General features: G+C 45.6%; 24 protein-coding genes. 23 read left to right on the top strand and 1 reads right to left on the bottom strand.

The window, feature by feature from the left end; genetic code table 11:
- The first annotated feature begins 5 nt into the window (after nt 1-5).
- From fabD to prpF, 16 genes are all read left to right on the top strand, one after another.
- Nucleotides 6-938, top strand: a complete 933-nt coding sequence (fabD, locus tag ACAY30_RS06410; protein ID WP_290251576.1) for an ACP S-malonyltransferase — start codon at nt 6-8, stop codon at nt 936-938.
- Nucleotides 938-1,684, top strand: coding sequence for a 3-oxoacyl-ACP reductase FabG (fabG, locus tag ACAY30_RS06415; RefSeq protein WP_290251603.1), 747 nt, complete (start codon nt 938-940; stop codon nt 1,682-1,684). The genes fabD and fabG overlap by 1 nt, the downstream gene beginning before the upstream one ends.
- A 203-nt stretch (nt 1,685-1,887) precedes the next feature.
- Nucleotides 1,888-2,121, top strand: a complete 234-nt coding sequence (gene acpP / locus ACAY30_RS06420) for an acyl carrier protein (RefSeq protein WP_290251577.1) — start codon at nt 1,888-1,890, stop codon at nt 2,119-2,121.
- 86 nt (nt 2,122-2,207) lie between these two features.
- Nucleotides 2,208-3,443, top strand: coding sequence for a beta-ketoacyl-ACP synthase II (gene fabF, locus ACAY30_RS06425; protein ID WP_290251578.1), 1,236 nt, complete (start codon nt 2,208-2,210; stop codon nt 3,441-3,443).
- Between the two features lie 113 nt (nt 3,444-3,556).
- Nucleotides 3,557-4,354 carry an aminodeoxychorismate lyase gene (gene pabC, locus ACAY30_RS06430; protein WP_290251579.1) on the top strand — a complete coding sequence of 266 codons (798 nt, stop codon included), beginning with the start codon at nt 3,557-3,559 and terminating at the stop codon, nt 4,352-4,354.
- A 3-nt stretch (nt 4,355-4,357) separates the two neighbouring features.
- Nucleotides 4,358-5,356 (top strand): endolytic transglycosylase MltG, encoded by a 999-nt coding sequence (gene mltG, locus ACAY30_RS06435; RefSeq protein WP_290251580.1) that lies wholly within the window; start codon nt 4,358-4,360, stop codon nt 5,354-5,356.
- Between the two features lie 2 nt (nt 5,357-5,358).
- A complete protein-coding gene (tmk, locus tag ACAY30_RS06440; RefSeq protein WP_290251581.1) occupies nt 5,359-5,994 on the top strand; it encodes a dTMP kinase in 636 nt (211 codons plus the stop codon).
- Entirely contained in the window at nt 5,994-6,944 is a 951-nt protein-coding gene (gene holB / locus ACAY30_RS06445) for a DNA polymerase III subunit delta' (RefSeq protein ID WP_290251582.1), read from the top strand. Before tmk ends, holB begins: the two co-directional genes overlap by 1 nt.
- Before the next feature lie 41 nt (nt 6,945-6,985).
- Nucleotides 6,986-7,312 (top strand): PilZ domain-containing protein, encoded by a 327-nt coding sequence (locus ACAY30_RS06450; protein ID WP_290251583.1) that lies wholly within the window; start codon nt 6,986-6,988, stop codon nt 7,310-7,312.
- Between the two features lie 84 nt (nt 7,313-7,396).
- On the top strand, nt 7,397-8,164 hold the full coding sequence (locus tag ACAY30_RS06455; protein ID WP_290251584.1) for a TatD family hydrolase: 768 nt from the start codon (nt 7,397-7,399) through the stop codon (nt 8,162-8,164).
- A 705-nt stretch (nt 8,165-8,869) separates the two neighbouring features.
- The gene (locus tag ACAY30_RS06460) at nt 8,870-10,099 is read left to right on the top strand and encodes a nucleoside recognition domain-containing protein (RefSeq protein ID WP_290251585.1); all 1,230 of its coding nucleotides are present in this window, start codon (nt 8,870-8,872) and stop codon (nt 10,097-10,099) included.
- A gap of 409 nt (nt 10,100-10,508) precedes the next feature.
- A complete protein-coding gene (locus tag ACAY30_RS06465; protein ID WP_290251604.1) occupies nt 10,509-11,189 on the top strand; it encodes a GntR family transcriptional regulator in 681 nt (226 codons plus the stop codon).
- Nucleotide 11,190: 1 nt separating this feature from the next.
- The gene (gene prpB, locus ACAY30_RS06470; RefSeq protein ID WP_290251586.1) at nt 11,191-12,081 is read left to right on the top strand and encodes a methylisocitrate lyase; all 891 of its coding nucleotides are present in this window, start codon (nt 11,191-11,193) and stop codon (nt 12,079-12,081) included.
- 82 nt (nt 12,082-12,163) lie between these two features.
- The gene (gene prpC, locus ACAY30_RS06475) at nt 12,164-13,288 is read left to right on the top strand and encodes a 2-methylcitrate synthase (RefSeq protein ID WP_290251587.1); all 1,125 of its coding nucleotides are present in this window, start codon (nt 12,164-12,166) and stop codon (nt 13,286-13,288) included.
- A gap of 91 nt (nt 13,289-13,379) precedes the next feature.
- Nucleotides 13,380-15,983, top strand: coding sequence for a Fe/S-dependent 2-methylisocitrate dehydratase AcnD (gene acnD / locus ACAY30_RS06480; protein WP_290251588.1), 2,604 nt, complete (start codon nt 13,380-13,382; stop codon nt 15,981-15,983).
- Nucleotides 15,984-16,116: 133 nt separating this feature from the next.
- Nucleotides 16,117-17,295: a 2-methylaconitate cis-trans isomerase PrpF gene (prpF, locus tag ACAY30_RS06485; protein ID WP_290251589.1), complete on the top strand. Its 1,179-nt coding sequence runs from the start codon at nt 16,117-16,119 to the stop codon at nt 17,293-17,295.
- Between the two features lie 142 nt (nt 17,296-17,437).
- Here prpF and ACAY30_RS06490 read toward each other — a convergent pair whose 3' ends face one another.
- On the bottom strand, nt 17,438-18,859 hold the full coding sequence (locus tag ACAY30_RS06490; protein ID WP_290251590.1) for a DUF5666 domain-containing protein: 1,422 nt from the start codon (nt 18,857-18,859) through the stop codon (nt 17,438-17,440).
- Nucleotides 18,860-19,452: 593 nt separating this feature from the next.
- Between ACAY30_RS06490 and ACAY30_RS06495 the strand changes: the two genes are divergently transcribed.
- The 7 genes from ACAY30_RS06495 (at nt 19,453) to nhaC (ending at nt 26,314) form a co-directional block, all read left to right on the top strand.
- Entirely contained in the window at nt 19,453-20,013 is a 561-nt protein-coding gene (locus ACAY30_RS06495; RefSeq protein WP_290251591.1) for a DUF2057 family protein, read from the top strand.
- Nucleotides 20,014-20,721, top strand: a complete 708-nt coding sequence (locus ACAY30_RS06500) for an SIMPL domain-containing protein (RefSeq protein WP_290251592.1) — start codon at nt 20,014-20,016, stop codon at nt 20,719-20,721.
- Nucleotides 20,722-20,854: 133 nt separating this feature from the next.
- Nucleotides 20,855-21,313 carry a GAF domain-containing protein gene (locus ACAY30_RS06505; RefSeq protein ID WP_290251593.1) on the top strand — a complete coding sequence of 153 codons (459 nt, stop codon included), beginning with the start codon at nt 20,855-20,857 and terminating at the stop codon, nt 21,311-21,313.
- Between the two features lie 33 nt (nt 21,314-21,346).
- On the top strand, nt 21,347-21,634 hold the full coding sequence (locus ACAY30_RS06510; protein WP_290251594.1) for a hypothetical protein: 288 nt from the start codon (nt 21,347-21,349) through the stop codon (nt 21,632-21,634).
- A 19-nt stretch (nt 21,635-21,653) separates the two neighbouring features.
- Complete coding sequence (gene proQ, locus ACAY30_RS06515) at nt 21,654-22,292, top strand: RNA chaperone ProQ (protein WP_290251595.1); 639 nt, start codon at nt 21,654-21,656, stop codon at nt 22,290-22,292.
- 18 nt (nt 22,293-22,310) lie between these two features.
- Nucleotides 22,311-24,323: a carboxy terminal-processing peptidase gene (prc, locus tag ACAY30_RS06520; protein WP_290251596.1), complete on the top strand. Its 2,013-nt coding sequence runs from the start codon at nt 22,311-22,313 to the stop codon at nt 24,321-24,323.
- Between the two features lie 488 nt (nt 24,324-24,811).
- On the top strand, nt 24,812-26,314 hold the full coding sequence (gene nhaC, locus ACAY30_RS06525; protein WP_290251597.1) for a Na+/H+ antiporter NhaC: 1,503 nt from the start codon (nt 24,812-24,814) through the stop codon (nt 26,312-26,314).
- Nucleotides 26,315-26,593: the final 279 nt, after the last annotated feature.

Genomic DNA, 26,593 nt, shown 5'->3' on the forward strand with positions numbered 1-26,593 from the left:
GGAATATGATCAATAATAAATTGGCGTTTGTGTTTCCAGGTCAGGGATCACAAGCGGTAGGCATGTTGGCAGACTTAGCTGACAACGCCGAAGTAAAACAAACATTTGAACAAGCGTCAGCGGCATTGGGGTACGATCTGTGGGATCTGATCCAAAACGACAGTGAAGGTAAGTTAAATCAAACCGATTACACCCAACCGGCACTACTGTGTGCAAGTGTTGCGATTTATCGCGCATGGCAAGCGGCTAACGGTGATGAACCAGCCGTTTTGGCAGGGCATTCATTAGGTGAGTATTCGGCACTTGTCTGTGCTGGTGTATTGAGCTTAGAACAAGCTGTGCGTTTGGTTGAAAAACGCGGCCAGTTCATGCAACAAGCTGTGCCAGCAGGTACAGGTGCTATGTATGCGATCATCGGTCTTGACGATCAAAGTATCATAGATGCTTGCGCACAAGCGGCTGAGCAACAAGTTGTATCGGCAGTAAACTTTAATTCACCAGGTCAAGTGGTGATTGCCGGTAACAAAGAGGCGGTTGAGCGAGCGGGCGCCTTGTGCAAAGACGCCGGTGCTAAACGCGCATTGCCGTTACCGGTAAGTGTGCCGTCACACTGTGCACTAATGAAGCCGGCGGCGGAGCAATTGGCAAGTGAATTTGCTAATGTGACGTTTAACTCGCCAACCGTTGATGTGATCAATAACGTCGATGTCGCTACATTGACCGATGCCGACAGCATTAAAGATGCGCTTATTCGTCAGTTGTACAGCCCTGTGCGTTGGACCGAAACGATAGAGAAAATGGCCGACATGGGTATTGAAACCGTGATTGAAATGGGCCCAGGCAAAGTATTGTCAGGCTTGGTGAAACGCATTAACAAACAACTTAACTGTGCCTCAGTTAACAGCGCAGAAACTCTAACATCGACATTGGAAGGTTAATCATGTCTTTATTTTCTTTACAGGGCAAGGTTGCCCTAGTGACGGGCGCAAGCCGCGGTATTGGTAAAGCCATTGCCGAACAATTAGTGGCACAAGGTGCAAAAGTAATCGGTACGGCAACGTCAGAAAGTGGCGCAGAAGCGATTTCAGATTACTTGGCTGACAACGGCAAAGGTTACGTGTTAAACGTCACCAGCGATGAGTCAATCAACGCTTTATTTGACGCGGTTAAAACAGACTTTGGTAACATTGATATTCTGGTCAACAACGCTGGTATCACTCGCGACAACTTAATGATGCGCATGAAAGACAGTGAGTGGGATGACATCATTTCGACCAACTTAAATTCACTGTTTAAAATTACCAAGAGTGTGATGCGCCCAATGATGAAGGCGCGTTCGGGTCGCATTATCAATATTGGTTCCGTGGTTGGTTCTATGGGTAATGCTGGTCAGGTGAATTATGCGACAGCTAAAGCCGGCTTATTGGGCTTTACTAAGTCATTGGCCAAAGAAGTGGCATCTCGCGGTATCACTGTGAACGCCATCGCACCGGGCTTTATCGATACTGATATGACTAAAGCGCTTAACGATGAACAACGTCAAGCTATATCGTCGCAAGTACCGGCAAATCGCTTAGGTCAACCAGAAGAAATTGCAGCGACTGTTGCATTTTTAGCATCAGATGCTGCCGGTTACATTAACGGTGAAACCATTCACGTTAATGGCGGAATGTACATGGTTTAGCCGACCGTATTGTCATTTGACCTAAAAATGCACATTTCGCACAAATAGTTGCATAATCGACGATTTTAGGTCATATATGTTGAGTGAATCATGAGGTTTGACCAGCGGGAAAAAGTGTTTTTATGCTTGCAAACAACGCTGATGCCAAATAAACTACTCGCAACTAAATAAAATAGAAAGCTAATTTTAGTAAAGGAAAAAAAATGAGTACTATTGAAGAACGCGTAAAAAAAATCATCGTAGAACAACTAGGTGTTAAAGAAGAAGAATGTAAGAACGAAGCTTCTTTCGTAGATGATTTAGGTGCTGATTCTCTTGATACAGTTGAACTAGTAATGGCTCTTGAAGAGGAATTCGATACTGAAATCCCTGATGAAGAAGCTGAAAAAATTACAACTGTTCAATCAGCTATCGACTACGTTACAGCGAACAGCTAATAACGAGTCAAACGAAGAAGGCGGTTTTGTTACCGCCTTTTTTGTTTCTAGAGTTCAAAGAGTTTGATAGGGAGATAATGTAAGCTATGCGTCGTGTCGTTGTAACTGGATTGGGTATGTTAAGCCCATTGGCAAATGATACTCAATCGACTTGGCAAGCCTTGATGGCTGGTAAGAGCGGTATTGGCTTAATCGATCACTTAGATACCAGTGATTACAGCACAAAATTTGCCGGCTTAGTAAAGGGCTTTAATTGCGAAGAGCATTCGATCTTAAAGAAAGAAAGTCGCAAAATGGACTTGTTTATTCAATATGGCATTGCAGCTGGTAATCAAGCCCTAGCGGATTCGGGGTTAGAAGTTACCGAGCAAAACGCGGGCCGTATTGGCGTTGCCGTTGGCTCAGGGATAGGCGGATTAACATTAATTGAAGAAGGGCACAAAAAAGCACTGCAAAGCGGTGTCAAAAAACTGTCACCGTTTTTCTGTCCGTCTACTATCCTCAATATGATCTCCGGTCACCTGTCTATTATGCACGGTCTCAAAGGGCCAAATATAGCGATCGTAACGGCGTGTACAACCGGTGTGCACAATATTGGCCATGCGGCGCGCATGATTGCTTACGGCGATGCGGATGCGATGTTGGCTGGTGGTGCCGAAAAAGCATCAACGGAGCTGGGCATCGGTGGCTTTATGGCTGCACGTGCGTTATCTACTCGCAATGACGCACCTGAGCAAGCGTCTCGTCCTTGGGACAAAGAGCGCGATGGCTTTGTGTTAAGTGATGGCGCGGGCGTTGTAATGCTCGAAGAATACGAGCACGCAAAGGCGCGTGGCGCGAATATCTATGCCGAACTTGTTGGTTTTGGTATGAGCGGTGATGCACATCACATCACTTCACCTCCTGCCGATGGCAGTGGTGGTGCTGCCGCTATGGGCAATGCATTGAAAGACGCTAAGGTTGCGGCGGACAAAGTCGGTTATATCAATGCGCACGGCACATCGACGCCTGCGGGTGATATCGCTGAAACCAACGGCGTTAAATCGGTGTTTGGCGATCATGCGTACAAGTTAATGATGGGGTCGACCAAATCGATGACCGGTCACATGTTAGGCGCCGCGGGTTCGGCAGAGGCTATTTTCACTATTCTCGCCCTGCACAAGCAAGAAGTTCCGCCGACGATTAACTTAGACAACCCCGATCAAGGCTGTGACCTAGATTATGTAGCACACACCGCGCGCCAAGCCAGTCTTGATTACGCTTTGTGTAATTCATTTGGCTTCGGTGGTACAAACGGTTCGTTATTGTTCAAAAAAATCTAGAACGTGATTGACGCCGTGATTTGATGGCGCTTTATTCTGTGCAATGCTCAATGACTTTGTTATAGTTGTTGGGCATTTTTTTATAACAATAACTTATTCATTAAATCGGTATTATGAACTTTGTCTCCGTTAATTTTCAGCAAACGGCGTTAGTTAGCGTATTTGATCGCGCTGTATCGTTTGGCGATGGGGTGTTTACCACCGGCTTGATCTACAACAGTCGTCTACTAATGCACGATGCACACCTTGAACGGTTACAGCGCAGCGTGCAGCAGTTGCAATTGGGTGATATCGATTGGCGCGCGGTTGCTGAGGAAATAGCCCTCGCGGCCGAGCACCAAGAATACGGGGTACTAAAAGTTATTATCAGTGCGGGTACGTCGAAGCGCGGTTATGCCCGCGATACCAGTGCTAGGCCGACTGTTATCGTACAAACCTCAAACTATCCTCAACACTACGGCCACTGGCGCACCGAGGGTATTCGTATGGCAACCGCCAAAACCCAGCTTGGCATCAATCCGTTACTTGCCAAAATTAAGCATTTAAATCGACTGGAACAGGTGTTGATTCGACAGGAACTTGAGCAGCGTGCGGTTGACGAGTTATTAGTTACGGATATAAACGGCGTTGTTATCGAGTGTTCAAGTGCCAATGTGTTTTGGCGAGAAAACGGTATTTGGTATACACCAAAAATCGTTCACGCAGGGGTAGAGGGCTTGATCAGGCAGCGTTTACTCAGACATCTTAACGCACAACAGGTGACGGTCGAAGCGCAACACCTCAGCGCCATCGATGCGATGTTTATATGCAATAGTGTGCTTGGCGTCGCCCCTGTTATTGAGTTAAATGGTAAAAAACTGGGACCAGAGCAAGCACTGGTTTCACAGTTAAATCAATGGTTGATGGAATAAATCATGCGGTTACGGTTATTTTTTAGTGCCTTAGCACTCCTTGTTGTCGCATCAGGCGGCGTGTTTCACTACGTCAGCTCCGCGTTGCAGGCTCCTTTGCAATTGACCCAGAGCTCACTGTACACCGTTGACAGAGGACAAACCTATCACGCTGTGATCAACGATATGCAGCAACGAGGTTGGATTAACTCAACCTTGCCTTTTCGAATTTATGCCAAAGTGTTTGCCGATCGCACGCGTATTAAATCGGGTACCTATCAGCTAAGTCGCAATGACAATATGGTGCATCTGTTGGCAATGATGAGAGATGGGCGGGAAGCGCAATTTAAAATTACCTTTGTTGAAGGTTCTACCTTTGGTCAATGGCTACAACAATTGCAAGCCAGTGAACACATTACCCAATCTATAGGGAGCATGAGCCACAAGCAAATTTTACAGCTATTGAGCTCTGAGTTCGACCACCCCGAAGGCCTGTTTTTTCCCGATACCTATCAATACACGGCCGCCACCAAAGATATCGATATTCTGCGCCAAGCACATACCAGAATGCTCAATGTGCTCAATGCCAGTTGGCAACAGCGCGTTGATGGCTTGCCGTATAAAACGGCTTATGAGGCTTTAATCATGGCGTCGCTGATCGAAAAAGAAACCGCTAAAGTGAGTGAGCAGCCATTAATTGCGTCTGTTTTCGTATCGCGCTTAAAAAAGGGCATGCGCTTGCAAACCGACCCGACCATCATTTATGGCTTAGGAGATCGCTACACCGGTGATATCACCTATGCAAACTTGCGAGAAAAAACGGCGTATAACACTTATCGCATAGACGGCTTGCCCCCAACACCCATCGCCATGCCGGGGGAGTCAGCGATACAAGCGAGTGTTAAACCCGCACAAAGTGATTACTTGTACTTTGTCAGTAAAGGCAACGGCGAACACTACTTTTCAAAAACGCTGCAAGAGCACAACCGAGCAGTCGACAAATACATTAGAGGGAAAAAATAAGCATGAGGCAAGGTAAGTTTATTGTTGTCGAAGGTATTGAAGGCGCCGGTAAATCGTCTGCGATTGCCGTTGTTGAAGAGGCGTTGCGCGCCAAGCAAATCGACTATATCAAAACCCGAGAGCCTGGTGGTACCGATTTAGCAGAAAAATTACGCGATCTCGTTAAGCAACCCAGTGACGAGAAATTGACTAAAGAATGCGAGCTGTTTTTGATGTACGCCAGTCGCTCGCAACTGTTAGCGAATAAAATTTTGCCCGCGCTTGACCAAGGTATTTGGGTGATAGGCGATCGACACGACTTGTCTTCTCGTGCGTATCAAGGTGGCGGTCGTCAGTTCGACGATCAGCTCATTGATACTATTGCAAAAATTACTATGGGGGATTTTAAGCCGGATCTCACGCTATACCTAGATATTGACCCTGAGATCGGCTTACAGCGAGCGGCCGCACGCGGCGCCTTAGATCGCATTGAACAGGAAAAAATCGACTTTTTTCATCGCGTACGCGATAAGTACGTTGAGTTAGCAAAGCGTGATGAGCACATAGTTCACATTGATGCGAGTCAAACAATGACACAAGTTCACGCGGATATTCGTCAAGCGTTAGCGACCCATTTGCCAACATTAGGTTCATTGTAATGACAACACAAAGTGACGACTTTGTTTGGTTGCACAGCAGCAAACAGGCATTACTTGACAAACGTCAGCGCGGCTTGTTGGCGCATGCGTTATTGTTTTACGGTAGCTATGGGGCAGGGCAATGGCCGTTGGCTCAGTGGTTAGCGCATCAGTTATTGTGCGACTCGCCAGCTGTCAATGGCAGTGCGTGTGGACAATGTAAGTCATGTCGTTTACTTGCCGCTCAATCTCACCCCGATATTGTCATTATCGATAACGACGATAAAGTCGTCGGTGTTGACGCTGTGCGTCAAGGGTGTCAGTTTTTGGAAAAAACGGCGCAACTCGGTGGTAATAAAGTGGTGGTCATTAACCGCGCGGAACATATGACAGAAGCAGCTTCCAATGCGCTGTTAAAAACACTCGAAGAGCCGACCAATAACAGTTACTTGCTGTTGGTGTGCAACGACACCGAGCAATTATTGGCAACCATTACCTCGCGATGCGCAAAAGTTGCCATAAAGCCACCACGAGGGGCTGACTTGGCAGCAATAGCCACCAACAAGCAAGCGGTGCATGCCTTTAGTACCGTAGCCGAGATAAGTGAATTAACCGATGACGCAACATTTGCACAAAAATGTGGATTATGGCAATCTTTAATTCAGTTTATCGAAAACGCTGATAACGGCGACGAATTGGTAGAGCAGATGCTTGCCAGTGAGCATGGCATGCGTTGGTTGTTATCCGCATTTGAAAGTCTATACCGCTACTACAGTGGTTGGTCTGAGGCATTGGATAACAGTCCATTGGGCGCCTGTACGCAGTACTTAGACGGTCAGCGAAGTTACCGGTGTTTGCAGCTGGTTATGCAAGCGAACCGCAAGTTAAAGACATTAACTCAGGCTAATAAAGTATTTATATTAGAAGAGCTTACGGTTGATTTAGCCGAACAATTACGGACCGCATCATAGCCGTGTTGTAGCCGTGAAGATCATAACAAGGGATATGACAAATGAATAAATTTGTATTGAATTACAAGAGCGAACGCGAGCTGTATATGGCCTACATGCCATTTGTTAAGCAAGGCGGTTTGTTTATCAAAACGGCAGAACAACTGGACTTGGACGCGCCAGTACAGTTGAGCATTACCTTACCTGGTGAGCTTGAACCGGTTGCGTTAGAAGCCAGCGTGTGTTGGGTAAACCCATATGGTGCCCAAAATGGAACGGATCCCGGTGTTGGTGTGGCGTTTGTTAATGACGAGCACAACGTGCGTAACCAAATTGAGTCAAAATTGGGGCGTATGTTAAATTCTAAAGACCCAACCTATACCATGTAGCGGTTTATATCCGTATAATGAGGTGAAATGTAATTACAAAAGGAGTTCTGAGAACTCCTTTTTTAGTGGTAAAGCGGAGTAAACGTGTATATAGATTCTCATTGTCACCTCGATCGACTCGATCTTAGCGATTTTGACGGTAGCCTTGATAACGTCGTCAATGCAGCAGGGCAGGCTGGTGTTCAGCAAATGTTGTGTGTATCTGTGACATTAGATGATTTTCAAATGATGGCAGATAAAACCCAACCTTATGCCAATGTCGACATATCTTGCGGTGTTCACCCATTAAATCAACAAGACGCCGTTGATGAACAGAGGTTGTTTGAACTTGCCAGCAATGATCGAGTTATCGCCGTCGGTGAGACTGGCTTGGATTATTTCTACGCGCCAGAAACCAAAGACATACAACGCGATGCGTTTATCAAACACATCCGAGTTGCTCGACGACTAAACAAGCCGTTGATCATCCACACGCGAGATGCCCAGGACGACACCTTGACCATTATGCGCGAACACAAGGCACACGAGGTTGGTGGTGTTTTGCATTGTTTTACCGAATCTTGGGAAATGGCCGAGCAGGCAATCGCTATGGGTTTTTATATTTCTTTTTCCGGTATCGTGACCTTTAAAAATGCTGCAGCTTTGCGTCATGTCGCCAGCAAAGTCCCCGACGATCGCTTTTTGATCGAAACCGATTCGCCTTATTTAGCACCGGTGCCACATCGCGGAAAACAAAATCAACCAGCATACGTGGTCGAAGTTGCCAATATGTTGGCCGATGTGCGCGGTCAAGACCTAGAGCAGATTGCCAAACTTAGCAGTGACAATTATCGTCGATTGTTTGGCAAATAAGGCTACAGGTTTGCTGTCGTAACGGGTGTCAACGCTGTCGGTTATGTCATGTCCAATGTCAGCGGTGCGGTTTAAATTCAGACTCAGCTGCGAATTAATGACTGTATGGGGCAAGGAGACAAAAAAAAGGCCCGAAGCAATGAGGAGCTTCGGGCTCAGGGGAATGGCTCATAGGTTGAGCCTGCGCTAATAAACCGATACTTATTCAGTTCATATGATGTCGTCTTCATCTGTGTTTGTCACACCAGTTACTCACTACTTGCGTGTATAATTCTTTTTACGAACCGTCGCAGTTATGCGATCACTTTGTAACCGATATTCTTTGTAACCGTTATTCTTTGTAACCGTTACTCTTTGTAACCGATATTCTGGGTTACCGTGACACAGGTGACATCATATTTAAAATCTGTCTGGACTTTTAAGTTTAGTACACTAAATGTAAAAGTCCAATATTTTTTATCTATTTAAATACTATATAAAACAGTAGCTTATATTCTAATCTCTGTGTTTTGTTAATGTTTTATATTCACCTTGTTTACATCATTATCACATGTGACTAACAGCTTATGCACAGCTATTGGCTTGGGCTAGCAGTTTTACAGCGTTGCTACCTTGTGCTGTGATCCGGCGTTAACATAGATTTATTGGCATTATCTTTTTCATGACATTGTGCTAAGGTGAGCAAAAAAATAATAATGTCTTGCTATGTTAAATCTAATTTGGCTGTCTTTTTTCGTCATCGCATTTATTAGCGCACTCTATCAATGGTTGGTTATCGACAACCCCAGTATATTCCAACAACTATTGCAAAGCTTGGTTGATATGTCGTCACTGACGGTGGACATTGCCATTGGCTTGATCGGTATTTTGAGCTTTTGGCTCGGTATGATGCAAATTGCTGAAAAAAGTGGATTAGTCGCTAAATTAGCGCATGCTATTTCGCCTTTATTTAGTCGATTGATGCCGGATGTGCCGAAAGATCATCGAGCATTTGGCTCGATAACCATGAATTTATCAGCCAACTTCTTAGGGCTCGATAACGCAGCTACGCCACTGGGGTTAAAAGCTATGCAAGATTTGCAATCTATTAACCCAAAAAAAGATACCGCATCGAACGCGCAAATATTATTTTTGGTGCTCAACACGTCTTCAGTCACGCTATTTCCGATCACGGTGTTTGTCTATCGTGCGCAACAAGGAGCTGTTGAGCCAACCGATGTATTCTTGCCGATATTACTGGCCACGTTTGCATCGACCATGGCGGGTCTAATAGCCGTTGCTTGGGTGCAAAAAATCCGCCTTTGGCAAGGGGTGATCATGGCGTATTTAGGCGGTGCTTTTGCATTGTTTGGCGCTCTTGTCGCTTATATGATCAGTTTGTCGGCAGAGCAACTCAGTCAACAGTCGTCTTTAATGGGTAACTTGCTGATTCTATCAGTATTACTGTTTTTTTTGCTATACGCCCACAGCAAACAGGTTAATGTGTACGATGAATTTATCAAAGGGGCTAAACAAGGTTTAGCCGTGTGTATTCGCATCTTGCCGTATTTGTTGGCGATGCTGTGTGCTATCGGTTTGGTGCGCGCGAGCGGCGCACTTGATGTTTTAGTCGCAAGTATTCGTCGCGCAATTGAGTTGCTCGGTGCAGATACCCGATTCGTTGATGCTTTGCCCACCGCATTGATAAAACCATTAAGTGGCTCAGGGGCGCGGGCGATGATGATTGAAACGATGAATCATCACGGTGCAGATTCATTTGCCGGTCGTTTGGCATCGATAATGCAGGGCTCTACTGAAACCACATTTTACGTGTTAGCGGTGTATTTTGGCAGTGTCGGTATTCGTTATACCCGTCATGCTATTGCCTGTGGGCTGATCGCTGATGTGGCCGGTATCAGCGCTGCGATCGCGGTTTGTTATTGGTTTTTTGGTTAATTGTAAAACCATTCTGCGTGCAATATTGTTAGACAATTACTCAAGGTTTTAACCGTTTTGATACATCCGGTGGCTAAAACTAGCCGTCTTAACAGTGAATGGCTCGAATCATTGAAAATGGACGCCAGTGCCTGTCATATTTATTATGTAATTAACGAACAAGTAGTTAAAATCCAAACTAGGTGATATTGAAAGAGATTCTCCTGTTATGTGATTGTTGTCAACAAATCAAGTCTACCAATACAATTCAAACACCTGTATGTCATACAAAATCACATTTTCATAAGCGATTTGTCGCTATTTCAGCCTGTATTGAATAAATATTGTCGACAAAATGAGCCTTTATAACCTTGACAACGAGGATAAATGGCGTAGTATCTTCAATAACTTAAAAATTGTCGACAATATGATGACTATTACGAATCCTGCACAATACACCGCTGTAACTACGTCCGATAAGATATTTCAAGCTCTGCAAGCGGATATCGTTGAAGGGCGCATTGCGCCTGGAAGCAAAATATCTGAGCCCGAATTGTCAAAAAAATACCACATCAGTCGTTCCACTTTAAGGGAGGCGCTTAATCGACTAGAGCGCTGTCACTTGATTGAACGAAAAGCCAATGTTGGTTGTCGTGTGGTGGAGTGTACTGTTGCCGGCTTACTTGAAATATATCAAGTAAGAGAGGCTCTTGAAGGCATGGCTTGTCGTCTAGCAGCACAGAATATGAGTGATTCGGAAATTGCTGATTTACAGAAGGTTTTATCGTTACACGCCGATACTAAGCAACTCAAACAAGGCGTTGCCTACTATCAGGAAGAAGGCGACCTGGATTTTCACTATCGGGTAATTCTCGGTAGCCACAACCAGCAGCTGATCACCATTTTGTGCAGTGAATTGTATCACTTGGTACGTATGTATCGCTTCCAGTTTGGTATGAATAGCCCGCGAGCAACGCGCGCCTTTGATGAACATCATCATATTTTAACGGCAATCGCCGATCGAGATGGCGAGTTAGCTGAACTGCTTATGCGGCGTCACATTGCCGCATCACGCAAAAACATCGAAAAAAAATTACAAAAGGAAACCTAGTATGACAACAAGATTATCTCCAGGAGCAAAGTTTCGCCAAGCTCTTGCTGTAAACACGCCATTGCAGATTGTCGGAACCATTAATGCGTACGCGGCAATGATGGCAGAGCAAATTGGCCATCAAGCGATTTACCTATCGGGCGGTGGTGTCGCTAACGCCTCCTACGGCCTACCAGATTTAGGCATGACCTCGTTAAACGACGTGATTGCCGACGTACAGCGTATTACCTCAGCGTCCTCTTTGCCACTGTTGGTCGATATTGATACTGGCTGGGGTGGGGCATTTAATATTGCTAAGACCATTCGCGATATGGAAAAAGCCGGAGCGGCAGCGGTTCATATTGAAGATCAAGTGGCGCAAAAGCGCTGTGGTCATCGTCCAAACAAAGAAATCGTATCGGTAGAGGAAATGGTCGACCGTATCAAAGCAGCGGTTGACGCGCGTACTGATCCTGATTTTTTCATCATGGCCCGTACTGATGCGTTTGCGCAAGAAGGTCTTGAAGCAGCTATCGAACGCGCGAAAGCGTACGTTGCGGCCGGCGCTGATGGAATTTTCGCTGAAGCGGTGCAAACCGAAGAGCACTACCGAGCGTTTGCCGAGGCTTTAAACGTGCCAATTTTGGCCAATATTACCGAGTTCGGTAAAACTGAATTGTGGAATAAGCAGCAGTTAGGTGAGTGGGGCTGCGCCATGGTGTTATACCCGTTATCGGCATTTCGAGCGATGAATAAAGCCGCAGAAAATGTCTATCAACACATTTTGGCCGACGGCGATCAAACAGCCGTACTCGACACCATGCAAACGCGTATGGACTTATACGATTACCTCGGCTATCACGACTACGAGAAGAAACTCGATTCGTTATTTGCACAAGGCAAAAACAAATAAATAACAACAATAAATTAGCGCTTGTTCGATGTGTTCGAAGACGCTTTTATTACAACAAAAATTTAAATAATAGGATAGAAATATGGTTGATAAGAAACTAGGTGGCGCAGGTTTGCGCGGTCAAAGCGCGGGTGAAACCAAACTGTGTACAGTGGGTAAATCAGGTACAGGATTAACCTACTGTGGCTATGATGTATCTGATTTAGCCGAAAATGCGACGTTCGAAGAGGTGGCTTATTTGCTGTTTAACGGTGAATTACCAAACCAAGCAGAACTTGCAGCGTATAAAGCCGAACTTGCCGAGATGCGCGACTTACCACAAGCACTAAAAGAAGTACTGCAACGCATTCCTCGTGACGCGCACCCAATGGATGTAATGCGAACGGGTTGTTCATTTTTAGGTAACATTGAACCAGAAAATGATTTTTCTGAGCAGCAACGCGCGGCAAACCGTTTACTAGCGGCATTCCCTGCGATAATGACCTACTGGTATCGCTACAGTCATCAAGGTGTAGTAATTGATTGTGTAACCGACGAAGATTCTATTGGTGGTCATTTCCTTAAATTATTAACTGGTGAAACTCCGTCAGACTTACACCGTCGAGTCATGGATGTGTCATTAATTTTGTACGCAGAGCACGAATTTAATGCCTCAACGTTTACTGCCCGTGTTTGTGCTTCGACGTTATCAGATATGTTCTCATGTATCACTGGTGCTATCGGATCGTTGCGTGGTCCACTCCACGGTGGTGCGAATGAAGCCGCTATGGATATGATCCAAAAATTCACTTCGCCTGACGATGCGAAAGAAAAAATGGCGGGCATGCTTGAGCGCAAAGAAAAAATCATGGGCTTTGGCCATGCGGTATATCGCACATCAGATCCGCGCAATACGATCATCAAAGCTTGGTCTGAAAAGTTATCGCATGAGTTTGGCGATACCTCGCTATACGACATTTCAGTTGCCTGTGAAGAATACATGTGGGATACCAAGCGCCTGTTCTGCAACGCCGATTTTTTCCATGCCTCGGCTTATCACTTTATGGGTATTCCCACCAAGTTATTTACACCGATTTTCGTATGTTCGCGCTTAACCGGTTGGGCAGCGCACGTGATGGAACAACGCGACAACAACCGCATTATTCGCCCAAGCGCAGATTACGTCGGTCCTGAACCACGCACCGTAACGCCTATCGCTGAACGCTAATAGGGTGTAATAAGTCCGTGATCAGTGCGATCACCAGTCAGGGGAAGCGCAAGTTTCCCCTAATTTGTTCAAATTTTCATTGGATATTGATATGAATTACCAATTCCGAAAACCGCTACCAAATGCCAATATTGATTTTTTTGACACCCGTGAAGCGGTTGAGGCGTTAAAACCAGGCAGCTACGACACATTGCCGTACACATCAAAAGTTCTAGCCGAGCAGTTGGTGCGCAAATGTGACCCCAGTACCTTAAATGACAGTTTATTACAACTTATTGAACGCAAACGCGATCTAGACTTTCCATGGTACCCAGCCCGAGTCGTCTGTCATGATATTTTGGGGCAAACTGCCTTGGTGGACCTTGCCGGTTTACGCGATGCAATCGCCGAAAAGGGCGGCGATCCTGCTAAAGTTAACCCTGTAGTTCCGACCCAGCTGATTGTCGATCACTCACTAGCCGTTGAAGCTCCGGGCTTTGATCCAGAGGCTTTTGATAAGAACCGAGTGATTGAAGACAGACGCAATGAGGATAGGTTTCACTTTATTGAATGGACCAAGACCGCGTTTGAAAATGTCGATGTGATCCCAGCCGGTAACGGCATTATGCACCAAATTAATTTGGAAAAAATGTCGCCTGTTATTCAGTCTCGCGACGGTGTCGCTTTCCCAGATACCTGTGTCGGCACCGATTCACATACCCCACATGTTGACGCTTTAGGTGTTATTGCGATTGGCGTCGGCGGCCTTGAAGCGGAAACGGTTATGCTCGGTCGTCCATCAATGATGCGTCTACCCGATATCGTTGGTGTTAAGTTGATAGGTAAACGTCAACCGGGCATTACCGCAACCGATATCGTTTTAGCCATTACCGAATTCTTGCGCAAAGAGCGCGTGGTCTCAAGTTACTTAGAGTTCTTCGGTGACGGCGCTCGTCAGTTGACGATTGGTGATAGAGCGACAATCTCAAACATGACGCCAGAATTTGGCGCATCGGCAGGTATGTTCTATATCGACGAGCAGACCATAGATTATCTTAAGCTTACGGGGCGTGATCCAGAGCAAGTTGCCCTTGTTGAAAACTACGCTAAGCATACAGGGCTTTGGGCCGACTGCATGACTGAGGCGAGCTACGAGCGCGTGTTAGAGTTTGATTTATCGTCAGTTGTGCGCAATATGGCTGGTCCTTCGAATCCGCATCGTCGATTGCCAACCTCGGCACTGGCAGAGCGAGAAATTGCTGGTCAGTGGCAGCAACCCGATCTTGAAAACTGGCAAGGTAATATGCCTGATGGCGCGTGCATTATCGCCGCAATAACCAGTTGTACCAATACCTCTAATCCGCGCAACGTTATAGCCGCCGCCTTGCTGGCAAAGCGCGCCAATGAATTAGGCTTAGTGCGTAAACCGTGGGTTAAAACGTCATTTGCACCCGGTTCAAAGGTGATCAAACTCTATCTTGAAGAAGCCGGCTTATTGTCAGAGTTAGAGCAACTTGGCTTTGGTATCGTAGGTTATGCCTGTACGACGTGTAACGGTATGTCAGGGGCACTAGATCCGCAAATTCAACAAGAAGTGATTGAGCGTGACTTGTATTCAACCGCCGTATTGTCGGGTAATCGTAACTTCGATGGTCGTATTCATCCGTATGCTAAACAAGCATTTTTAGCGTCGCCACCTTTAGTGGTTGCTTATGCGATTGCCGGTACAGTGCGTTTTGACATTGAACAAGATGTGCTAGGGCAAGACGGCGAGGGCAATGATATTCGCCTTAAAGACTTATGGCCATCAGATGAAGAAATCGATGCCATTGTCAAGGCCGCAGTAAAGCCTGAGCAATTTAAGAAAATTTATCAGCCGATGTTTGAAATTCGCAATGTCGATAATGCGGAAAGTCCATTATATGACTGGCGCGAAATGAGTACCTATATTCGTCGTCCCCCTTATTGGCAAGGTGCTCTAGCAAGTGAGCGCACGATGAAAGGAATGCGTCCTCTGGCGGTATTAGGCGACAACATCACCACCGATCACCTGTCACCGTCGAATGCGATTTTGGCATCGAGTGCCGCCGGTGAGTATTTGGCAAAAATGGGTTTGCCAGAAGAAGATTTCAATTCGTATGCAACTCATCGCGGTGATCACCTAACGGCACAGCGAGCAACGTTTGCTAACCCGAAATTGCTCAACGAAATGGTGCGCAATGAGCAGGGTGAGGTAATTCAAGGTTCGCTTGCCCGTATTGAACCTGAAGGCACGCAAAGCAGAATGTGGGAAGCCATCGAGACGTATATGCAGCGCAAGCAACCTCTGTGTATTATAGCCGGTGCCGATTACGGACAAGGCTCTTCGCGAGATTGGGCGGCTAAAGGGGTACGCCTTGCTGGTGTTGAAACCATTGTCGCCGAGGGTTTTGAACGCATTCATCGCACCAATTTGGTTGGTATGGGCGTATTACCGCTTGAGTTTAACGCCGGTGATACCCGTCATACATACCGTATTGATGGCAGCGAAACGTTTGATGTGATCGGCACACCCGCACCAGGCGCGATGATGACGGTATTGATGACGCGCAAAAACGGTGAGGTGGTCGAAATCGGCGTGAAATGTCGCTTGGATACGGCAGAAGAAGTGTCGGTATACAATGCTGGTGGCGTTCTTCAAAAGTTTGCTCAAGACTTCTTAGAGTCTAACGCATAACAGATTGTTAGCGCTGTTTTGACTGAGAAAAAACGGCAGATTTCGTGGTTAGAAGTCAACTCAGTAACCGATAAATTAGAGAGCAGTAAATAAAGCTATTTACTGCTTTTTTATAACAAAAAAGGAGAGCGTAATGGCTCATATTCCGCAAGTGAAAATCCCAGCTACATACATGCGCGGTGGTACGTCAAAAGGGGTGTTCTTTAATGTAAGCGATTTACCTGAGCGTTGTCAGGTAGCGGGCGAGGCTCGAGATAAGTTGTTACTGAGGGTAATTGGTAGCCCAGACCCATACGGTAAACAAACCGATGGCATGGGCGGTGCCACCTCGAGTACCAGTAAAACCGTGATATTGTCAAAAACCGAAAAAGAGGATCACGACGTAGACTACCTATTTGGTCAAGTGGCGATTGATAAAGCATTTGTCGATTGGTCGGGAAATTGCGGTAATTTAACCGCAGCAGTGGGCAGCTTTGCAATTTACTCGGGGTTGGTCGACCGCGATCGAGTTCCTGACAATGGGGTGGCAACGGTACGCATTTGGCAAGCAAATATTGAAAAAACGATTATCGCCAAAGTACCGATGATAAACGGCGAAGTCCAAGAAACCGGCGATTTTGAGCTCGATGGCGTAACCTTTCCAGCAGCGGAAGTACCGGTAGAGTTTATCGCGCCAGTTGATCCAAGCGAAGCGATGTTTCCCACCGGAAATTTAGTTGATGAGTTGCACGTGCCAGGCGTTGCAACGTTAAATGCGACCATGATTAATGCGGGCATTCCAACCATTTTCTTAAACGCAGATGAGCTAGGTTATACGGGCACCGAACTGCAAGATGACATTAATTCGAGTAGTGAAATACTGGAACGCTTTGAGTTAATTCGTGCACATGGCGCAATGAAAATGGGGTTGATTGATTCATTAGAGCAAGCCAAAACGAGACAGCACACACCGAAAATTGCCTTTGTGGCTCCGGCGAAGCCGTATGTCGCATCAAGTGGCAAATCAATAGATACAAACGATATTGATGTGAACGTTCGCGCCCTATCTATGGGTAAATTACACCATGCGATGATGGGTACGGCTGCCGTTGCAATTGGCACCGCAGCCGCTATCCCAGGTACGTTAGTCAATATCGCCGCCGGTGGTGGCGATCGCCAAGCGGTAACGTTTGGTCACCCATCAGGGACGCTAAAGGTCGGCGCGAAAGCCAGCTGTATTGACGGACGTTGGCAAGTGGATAAAGCGATCATGAGCCGCAGTGCTCGGATCTTGATGGAAGGTTGGGTACGCGTACCAGGGGACAGCTTTTAACCGAACGTTTTCCACCTCAAATTAAAGCAGTAGGGTGAGCTTGTGGATTCAACAAATGCGCTGCCCACTCTCTGTACTGTTGTCTTCGCTCTGCCTTACACCAGCGTATTTAACAGCGTCTTTGGATTACTTATTGCGATGGTTAATCTTCTAGTTCTACCTCGTCAGCATTGCCATCTGCCGGTTGTTCATCTTTGACTTGTATCACTTGGCCTGCTTGAAGGTTGTCAAAAAACACCTGTTGGCTTATCTCTTGGTCATTGCGATCTTCAAACGATGCCGATGCCGTGGTAAAGGTAATACCAAGAACCGTGACGTTATCGGGGGCTGTGAATGACTCGACCGGTGCTTGAATGACATTGTCGTCGAGTTCGTCTAAGCGCAGTTCACTAGCGTACAAGGTGTTATTATTGCGGCGCGCTTTAATTTGCACATAATCGCCGTTTTGCAATTGACTTAAGGTCAACACAGCGTCACTGTCGCGATCGTCCTTAAAGCGAGTGCGTTTATCTGTCATCACGGTGATCTCACCCGTGATAAAGTCGAGGGTAACCGAGTCGCTGTCGATATTGCTAATAGTAGCAGCCACTTCGATATCACTTTGGTAGCTTTCTACTTCATTGGCAATCAGTACCCCGTCAACAAGCTCGCCACTGGCCTCTATTCGCAGCCCATCAGTTAGTACCAAGTTGTTTGGCTGACGCTGTGCCTGCGCGGCGTTTACAAGGATTCCTTGTAGTGAAAACGACTGGTCACTCGCATAATTGCTGATAATGCCTTCAACGGAAAAGCTCTCCATGTTTTCAAATTCGAGCGACTCAACTTCAACCTCGGTAGCAACGATTTTATCACCATCGTATAGGCCTTTGACTTCAACGGCGACGCCATTACTGACAACTTCACCAACCACACCCGATAAGTCCGCGTTGGTGTAATCAACGCTGATCCCCGCTAAGGTAAAGAGTTCTTCGTCAAGATTTTCAACCACGCCTTTGAGTTCAACCTCGATGCCGCTCGTTGCTGTGTTGGTTTTTTTCTCAATTCGAGTTGCCACAATCGTGTTGTTATCGTAAAAACCGCTGACTTCGACGAGGTCGTCGATCGCCAAAGTGTCGTAACTAATGCCATCAAATACTGTGGAAATGGCGTCAGCAACAACGGTCACATTTAAAATAGTCAATAGTTTTTGCCGACCATCGTCTGCTTCATTGATACTGGCAATCGGTCCTTGTACGTCGTCGTCGTAAATAACTTGCTCGGCGTTGGCGACACTGCTGTCATCGCCTTGGGTAGCGCGTACGGTGACCATCATGCCAAGCTTGAGTGCATCATCGCTGGCATTGAAACCATCAACATCGATTGATGCACTACTCACGTCAAAGCGAATACCGTTGACGTAAATACTGCCAAAGCCACTAATTGCTCCGGTAACAACGATATCGGTTTCTGTCGGCGGCGTTGGAGTTGGCGTGGGCGTTGAAGAGCCTGAACTCGACCCTCCACCACAACTGAACAACATTAATATCGATAGGGATAACAACGATTTGGCAAATCCAGATTGCATACACAAGCCCTCAATTCATCTACTTATTTTGCTTATAATCTTGAGTGTAGTTGAGTGGTAAATATTATGCGAAAACCGAGCTATGATATTTTTTGCTGACTCAAACGCGTTAACCCAATCGTCGAAAATGCCGCTTTTGTATCGCGTGTTATCCAATCTGATTGCTATCAGCGCTGAATTTTCCCCTGTTACTGTTAGCGTATCCCCGATCTAGCCCAACACTGAGAAAGTACAGCAACTAATTGATTTATCGATTATTAGTTGTTCTTTGGTGGAGTGAGGGGGTTAGGCGAATAGGCGAAGGTTTGCTATGCTTGGCATAATCGATGACAGTCCGTCACTTTAACTGGCGTTGATCAAGTCCGATCGTTTGTTGCAGAGCAGCACCGCAGTCGGTGAGCAGGTAAAATGCGACGAGCGTCCTAGTTAAATTGGTCGCGTGGTTAAAGTGGTCGTTAGGTTTAGATGGGAGAGAGTCGCGCACAGAGAAAAATGGCTAAGTGAATATAACAACAATTCGATGGAGCAAAAACATGAAAGCGTTACCAGTAAAACTACGGAGTATGACATTGTGGCTATGTGCAGTGATAGCTATGTCAACATCTGTACATGCACAAGAACTTGTGATCCCCGATAATTTCAATGTCATTCGGGTTAATAATCAGGCCATATCCGGTTCGCTGTTTATGCGAGATACCAAGGTGTCACTGCAGCCGGGTAAAAACGTCATTGTCTTGCGCTATGCACAAATGTTCGACGGCGATCTTGAAGATCACCACACCACGGTGCGTTCTGAGCCATTTGTGATCAGTTTTGAGGTTAACCAAAATACGCCACTGCGATTTGTTCATCAACAGCCGTTAGACATCAATGAAGCCCGTCTATATGCGAAATCTCCACAGCTGACACTGTTCGATGCAAATGGCGAACAGATCACGTTGCTGATCCAATCACAATCGGAACACGAAAGAACCTTGCAACAACGGACCGTTGATCGCAGGCAAAAGATAATTCAACAGAGTATCGAGCAACAACCGTTGAGCGAAGCGACAACCACGGTAAATGCATTGCCTATGCTGAAGTATTGGTGGCAACGAGCCACGTTTACTGAGCGCGAAGCGTTTTTAACGTACTTAGAACAACAGGAGCGTTAAATGAAACGATTTACTCATATAATGGTGGCGCTACTGTGTATTCTTGGCCAGCCGGTGTTGCATGCAAGCGAATTGAACAAGCAGGGCCTGGATGTCATCGGTCGCGGTTCGGTGTTAGTCGACGCCGATGTGTACACCTTTTCTGTAACCATTGCAGAGCGCGACTCAGGTGCCGACGCTTCAAAGCGTCGGGTAGATGACAAAGCCAAAGACATCGTTGCTCTGGCGACATCTCTTGGCGTCAAAGACGAGCGTATTGAAACGGCGCAGATGCAGATCCGTCCTATTTACGACCATCGCGATAACAGCGCCGATAGCTTGCAGCAGCCCGCGTTAATCGAAGTTTCTCGAGTGATTAGCTTTGTGTTAGACGATTTTAGTCATTATGATGTATTGCTTGAGCACGCGGTATCACTTGGCGTGCAACACATCTCTGCTTTAGATTACCAAACCCAAAAAGCGGACGTTTATTACCGACAAGCGCTAGATTTAGCGATAATCGACGCTCAAGCCAAGGCGACCCAACTGGCCAACAAACTCGGACTTACCTTGGGTTCGGTGACTTACATCGCTGAAATGCCGGTGCGTGAATTACCTAAACTCATGGCCACTGAGGCCGCAATACGAAAATCGCCGGTAGCCTATCACTCAACACCAGGTCGCTTGGAGCTGAACGCGCAAGTAAGTATTAATTTTGCACTAAAATAAGCAAAAAAAGTGGCTGTGAATCAGGCGCAGTGATGATATCGATAAAAAAACGCATTAAAGCCTTTAATTTCGGCGTGTTAACAGGTATGTTATGGCCTTTTACCAAGGTCGATTTAGAGACAAGTAATTATTAATGGAAAAAACAGAATTTTATCGTAGCTTGTTGGCACAAGTTGATGCCATCATTGGTAGCGAAACAGATGTTATCGCAAATATGGCCAATGTCAGTGCTATATTGTTTAACAGCCTAGAGAATGTCAATTGGGCAGGTTTCTATCGCATGGTAGATGGCCAGCTCGTGTTAGGTCCGTTTCAAGGGCAAGTTGCCTGCATTCGCATTGATGTCGGTCGTGGCGTTTGCGGTACCGCGGTGTCAACAGGGCAGGTGCAATGTATTATCGATGTTCATCAATTTCCCGGACACATAGCCTGTGATGCGGCGAGCAATTCTGAAATTGTCATTCCGGTTTATCACCGTGGTGATGTGATTGCGGTACTTGATATCGACAGTACCGAATACGGTAATTTTGACGAACACGACGTAAACGGATTACAAGCCATTGTCGAACGATTACAACAATCGTTCAATTAATTCATCACCTTTGAATCAGTTGGCGTATAATTAATGAAAGAATTTGTCGTAATACATGATTTTCTCGTATCCGAAGAAGTCGTTGGTGACTGGGATGGCGAGGAAAGTTGCGTTACCGAAAACCTAAATGAATTTTACCACACCTTATATCAGTTAGCGGAAGAAGATATTGATGCAACTGAACTGACGCAATTGCTTGAATTAGTGTGGGAACATTGGATTGGCCAGCCAGCGCTGGCCGAAATCGAACATGAAGATATTTATGACTGGTGTCGCCACGTGCTAGATAACCGTGACCAATATCTGGAACAACAATTTTAAATTTTGAAGTAAACAAATTATGGAAACTAAACGTATCACCAGCAAAGAAGTGATTGCTTATTTAGCCGAGAAATTCCCGGCGTGTTTTTCACTGCAAGGTCAAGCAAAACCATTGAAAGTCGGTATTTTTCAAGACTTAGCAGACGCGTTAAACGATGACGAGAAAGTGAGTAAAACGCAGTTGAGACAAGCGTTGCGCCACTACACATCAAGCTGGCGTTATTTAAAATCGATCAAGGTTGGCGAGCAGCGCATTGACTTACAAGGTGAAGCCGTTGCTGAGATTGATCAGGACCAAGCGGATTACGCAGCCAAGTCACTAAAAGAGAGCCAAGAAAAATTTAGTAACAAAACGCCGCAAGACAAAAAAGAAAAAACAGCCTATAAAGGAACTAAACAGGTTGATAAGCGCTCTGAAGAGAAAGCAAAGAAATTTAAAGTTGGTAAAGCGAAAAAATCTTCAGCCAAAGCAAAACCAGCCGTAAAGTTAACCCAAGCAGATGCCACTCAGTTAGCCGTTGGTGCTCAAGTAATGGTTCAGTTTGGCAATTCACCAATCGCGGCGACAATTACAGAAGTCGCTGGTAAAGATGTGTCTGTGCAGTTGGTATCAGGTATGATTGTGAAGACGCAAGCAGATAAAATCTTTACCCAATAAAAACATCGGAGTTGTTCTATGAGAAAAGTGTGTCGATTAGCCCTTGCCATATCGTTGGCTGTTACTGCATGGTCAGGCGCCGCAGAAACCCAAACAGTCACCATGAAAGACTTACCTGAGTTGGCTCAGGAAAAGCAGCACGAAAAAGCAAGTAAGCGAATATCGGCCACTTTTGCTCGACAGCACTACAAGAAGTTTGCCTTTGATGATGCCCTTTCGGCAGAGGTCTATGACCACTATCTCACTCAGCTAGACTACGCGCGAAACGTTTTTCTGCAATCTGATGTTGATGGCTTTGCACGCTACAAAAATCAATTTGATGACATGGTGACTTCAGGCGACTTGGCGCTAGCGTATGAGATGTACAATTTAAGCGTCAAACGTCGCTTTGAGCGCTATCAATATGCCTTGTCATTACTGGATAAAGAGTTTGATTTCTCGGTTGATGAATCGTATCAATTTGACCGCGAAGATATGCCGTTTGCCAAGTCGCGTGAAGAGCTCGACGAGCTTTGGCGCAAACGGGTGAAATACGATGCGTTAAATTTGAAACTAGCAGGCAAAAGTTGGGACGATATTCAAAAAGTTTTAACCAAGCGCTATAACTATGCGATGAAGCGGTTGAGCCAAAGTGAACCTGAAGATGTGTTTCAAGTGGTTATGAATTCGTTTTCACGCACCGTTGAACCGCACACCTCATACTTGTCACCACGTAATGCTGAGCGTTTCCAAATGGAAATGAATCTCAAATTAGAAGGCATAGGGGCAGTACTTCGCATCGAAGATGACGTTACGGTAATTCAAAGCATTGTCACCGGTGGTCCGGCTGATAAGTCGAACAAACTGAAACCCAAAGACAAGATCATTGGTGTTGCCCAGGGCGACGAATCCTTTGTCGATGTTGTTGGCTGGCGTTTAGATGAGGTCGTTGATTTAATCAAAGGGCCCAAAGGCACCACGGTTCGCTTGCAAGTTGAGAAGGGTGAAGACTCGCCGGTCATTGACACCGTGTCCATTGTTCGCGACACCATTAAGTTGGAAGATAGAGCGGCTAAAGCCGAAATCTATGACCAAGGCGATAAGAAACTGGGAGTGATCACCATTCCTAGTTTTTACAACAAATTGTCAAGCGATGTCGCACAAGAGCTAGCTAAGTTGAAAGAGCAAAACGTGCAAGGTGTGATCGTTGACCTTCGCGGTAATGGCGGAGGCTCGTTAGTTGAAGCCACTTTGTTGACCGGTTTGTTTATTGATCAAGGCCCTGTGGTGCAGGTACGCGATGGCGCCAACCGTGTAGAAGTGAACAAAGATAACGATGGCATTAGCTATTACGACGGCCCACTGACGGTGATGGTTGATCGCTACAGTGCATCAGCATCTGAAATTTTTGCTGCCGCATTGCAAGACTATGGTCGCGCGCTGATCATTGGCGAACACACGTTTGGTAAAGGCACCGTGCAACAACATCGCCGATTAGGACGCGTATATGACTTATACGATAATCCATTAGGCTCTATTCAATTTACCATCGCTAAGTTTTATCGCATCAATGGTGGCAGTACGCAACACAAAGGTGTTGTCCCTGATATTCAGTTCCCATCGGCGATAGAACCAAGTGAATGGGGTGAGAGTCGCGAGGAAAATGCATTGCCTTGGGATAAAATTGACAAAGCCTCGTACTCCAAGCTTGATGACTACAGTGACGAAATTTCGTATCTGCAATCACTGCATGCTGAACGGATAAAGTCTAACGAAGAGTTCAATTATTTGCTTGAAGATATAGCCTATTATCGCGAAAACAAAGATAAACAGACGGTATCGCTTAATTACCTAGAGCGCAAAGCTGAGCGCGAAGAAAGCCAAGAAAAACGCTTAAAACGCGCTAACTTACGCTTGAAAGCACAAGGTAAAGAAACGGTTGCGTCGGTTGACGATATTCCTGAGGCATTATCTGAGATTGATCCGTTTTTAGATGAGGCGGCCAATATCACCATGGACTTTATTGAAGTAGGGCGCTTAGCAAAGAAGTAGGCTAAGCGTTATCACTCACCACAGATAAAAGAGGTTGATATCGGTCAACCTCTTTTTTTTTGCCTAAGCAACGCCTGGTGCAATTATCTCCCATCATCGATCAATCCCTGCCCAGTTGAGATAGAAATTAACCACTAGCTTTTCTTATAAATGGTTGGTCTTTGACCTAAAGTGTCTCGTTTATGGCGACAATATCGGTACGCGTCTTAGCTTTAAATAACAATCGAAAGTATATATCGCAATAGTCATTACGCTTTTGCTGTTTTGCATTGTATCATTTGTGACCAGAGGTTGTGTTTTTTATCATCAGTCAAACCAAATAATCAGATAAATAAGCAGAAATGTAGGCCAAAGGGCTTACTTTTGTAGGCATTTGTAATAGTCTGATAACACAGTTTTTACCAAGAAATAGCAACTGAGAACAATATAGTCACTTAGTTAATAGAAAAAACAATAACGCTATTTCGCAACAAAAGGTTCTACATAAGATGTCTGAAAAAACACCGATTACCTCGCCCAGCTTATTGGATGCGGTGACGCCTATCTTTGCAATGATTGTGTTTTTATGTGCAGGGGTATTTTATTTTGGCGATAGCTCTTCTAGCGGTCCTAATCAAATCGGTTTGTTAATGGCCACGGGCGTGGCGTTGTTAATCGGTTTTAAAAACGGTTATCGTTGGCAGGCAATGGAAAAGGCAATTATCAAAGGTATATCGATTTCACTTGGTGCCGTGATGATCTTGTTAGTGGTTGGCTCACTAATTGGTACATGGTTATTAGCCGGTACAGTTCCTACGCTAATATACTATGGCTTAACGGTGCTCAATCCGAGCTACTTTTACGCGGCAACGTGCATAATCTGTGGCATTGTGGCGATGTCTATCGGTAGCTCTTGGACCACGGCGGCAACAGTAGGTGTTGCCTTATTAGCGGTAGGTGACGGTTTAGGGCTATCACCAGCGATAACCGCTGGCGCAATTATTTCAGGTGCCTATTTTGGTGATAAAATCTCACCTTTATCAGAAACCACAAATTTAGCGCCTGCCGTAGCCGGCTCAGAGCTATTTGCGCATATTCGCTACATGTTATGGACAACAATACCATCAATTGTCACCGCGTTGATTCTGTTCTTGTTACTGGGTATAAGCGCCGATGTCAGTCAAAATACTGATAATGCGATGCAAATGAAGCAGGTATTATCTCAGCACTTTGACATCAGTGTATTCAATTTACTTCCCTTAGTTGTATTGTTGGCATTAGCGATTAAGAAGGTACCTGCGTTTTTATCCGTGGCAATTGGTGCAATCGTTGGTGCTATATGGGCGGTTATTTTTCAGCAAGATGTCATTAGCGCGCTAGCGGGCGATTCTAAATCGCTGGTTGAAGCCAATATCACCGTTGTTTGGACGGCGTTTTTTGACGGTGTTGCGTTTAGCACGGGTAACGCAAATATTGATAGTTTGTTAAGTCGTGGCGGCATGTCAGGTATGTTAAACACGGTGTGGTTAATTATCTGTGCCTTGACCTTTGGTGCCGTGCTAGAACACTTGGGGATATTACAACGTTTAATGACGGCTATTCTATCAGGTGTACGATCGGTTGGTGGGTTGATTTCCAGTACCGTCGGTACCTGTATCGCCACCAACTTGGTCGCCGCTGATCAGTACATGGGCATTGTAATGCCGGGACGCATGTTTAAACAGGAGTATCAGCGTCGGGGCTTACATCCGTTAGTGCTATCTCGAACCCTTGAAGACTCAGGTACGTTGACCTCACCCTTGATCCCGTGGAACAGTTGTGGTGCGTACATGTATGGTGTACTGGCGGTTAATCCGCTTGAGTACGCCATGTACGCATTTTTTAACTTAATCAATCCTATTTTAGCCATTGTTTATGCCAGCATTGGTTTTAAGATAAAAACACTGGGCCAAGATTTGATCTCGCCAAAACAAACAACCTCAATTGCCACCGGCGTTGCATCACAAAATTAGAGCAAGTCCAACATTACACAGTGCGCTACCTTCATTGATATGGCATGAAAAAATAAAAAGGTTTAGTTTTACAACTAAGCCTTTTTTGTTTCACACAGTGCTGCATCCTATCATCCGTCATTCTTGTGGTCGCACTAAATAAGTTATTGTAAACACTAAATTAACTCGTTATGGTAAAGACAGCTTTAGACATCTTTATGTCGCCAATATCTATCGCTTCATCACCATCTGAGTCAAATCCAAATGACGTTTGGCAATGGTCGTGAGTTGAAAAGAAAG

Source organism: Thalassotalea ponticola (assembly GCF_041379045.1).
Classification (GTDB): Bacteria; Pseudomonadota; Gammaproteobacteria; order Enterobacterales; family Alteromonadaceae; genus Thalassotalea_A; species Thalassotalea_A ponticola.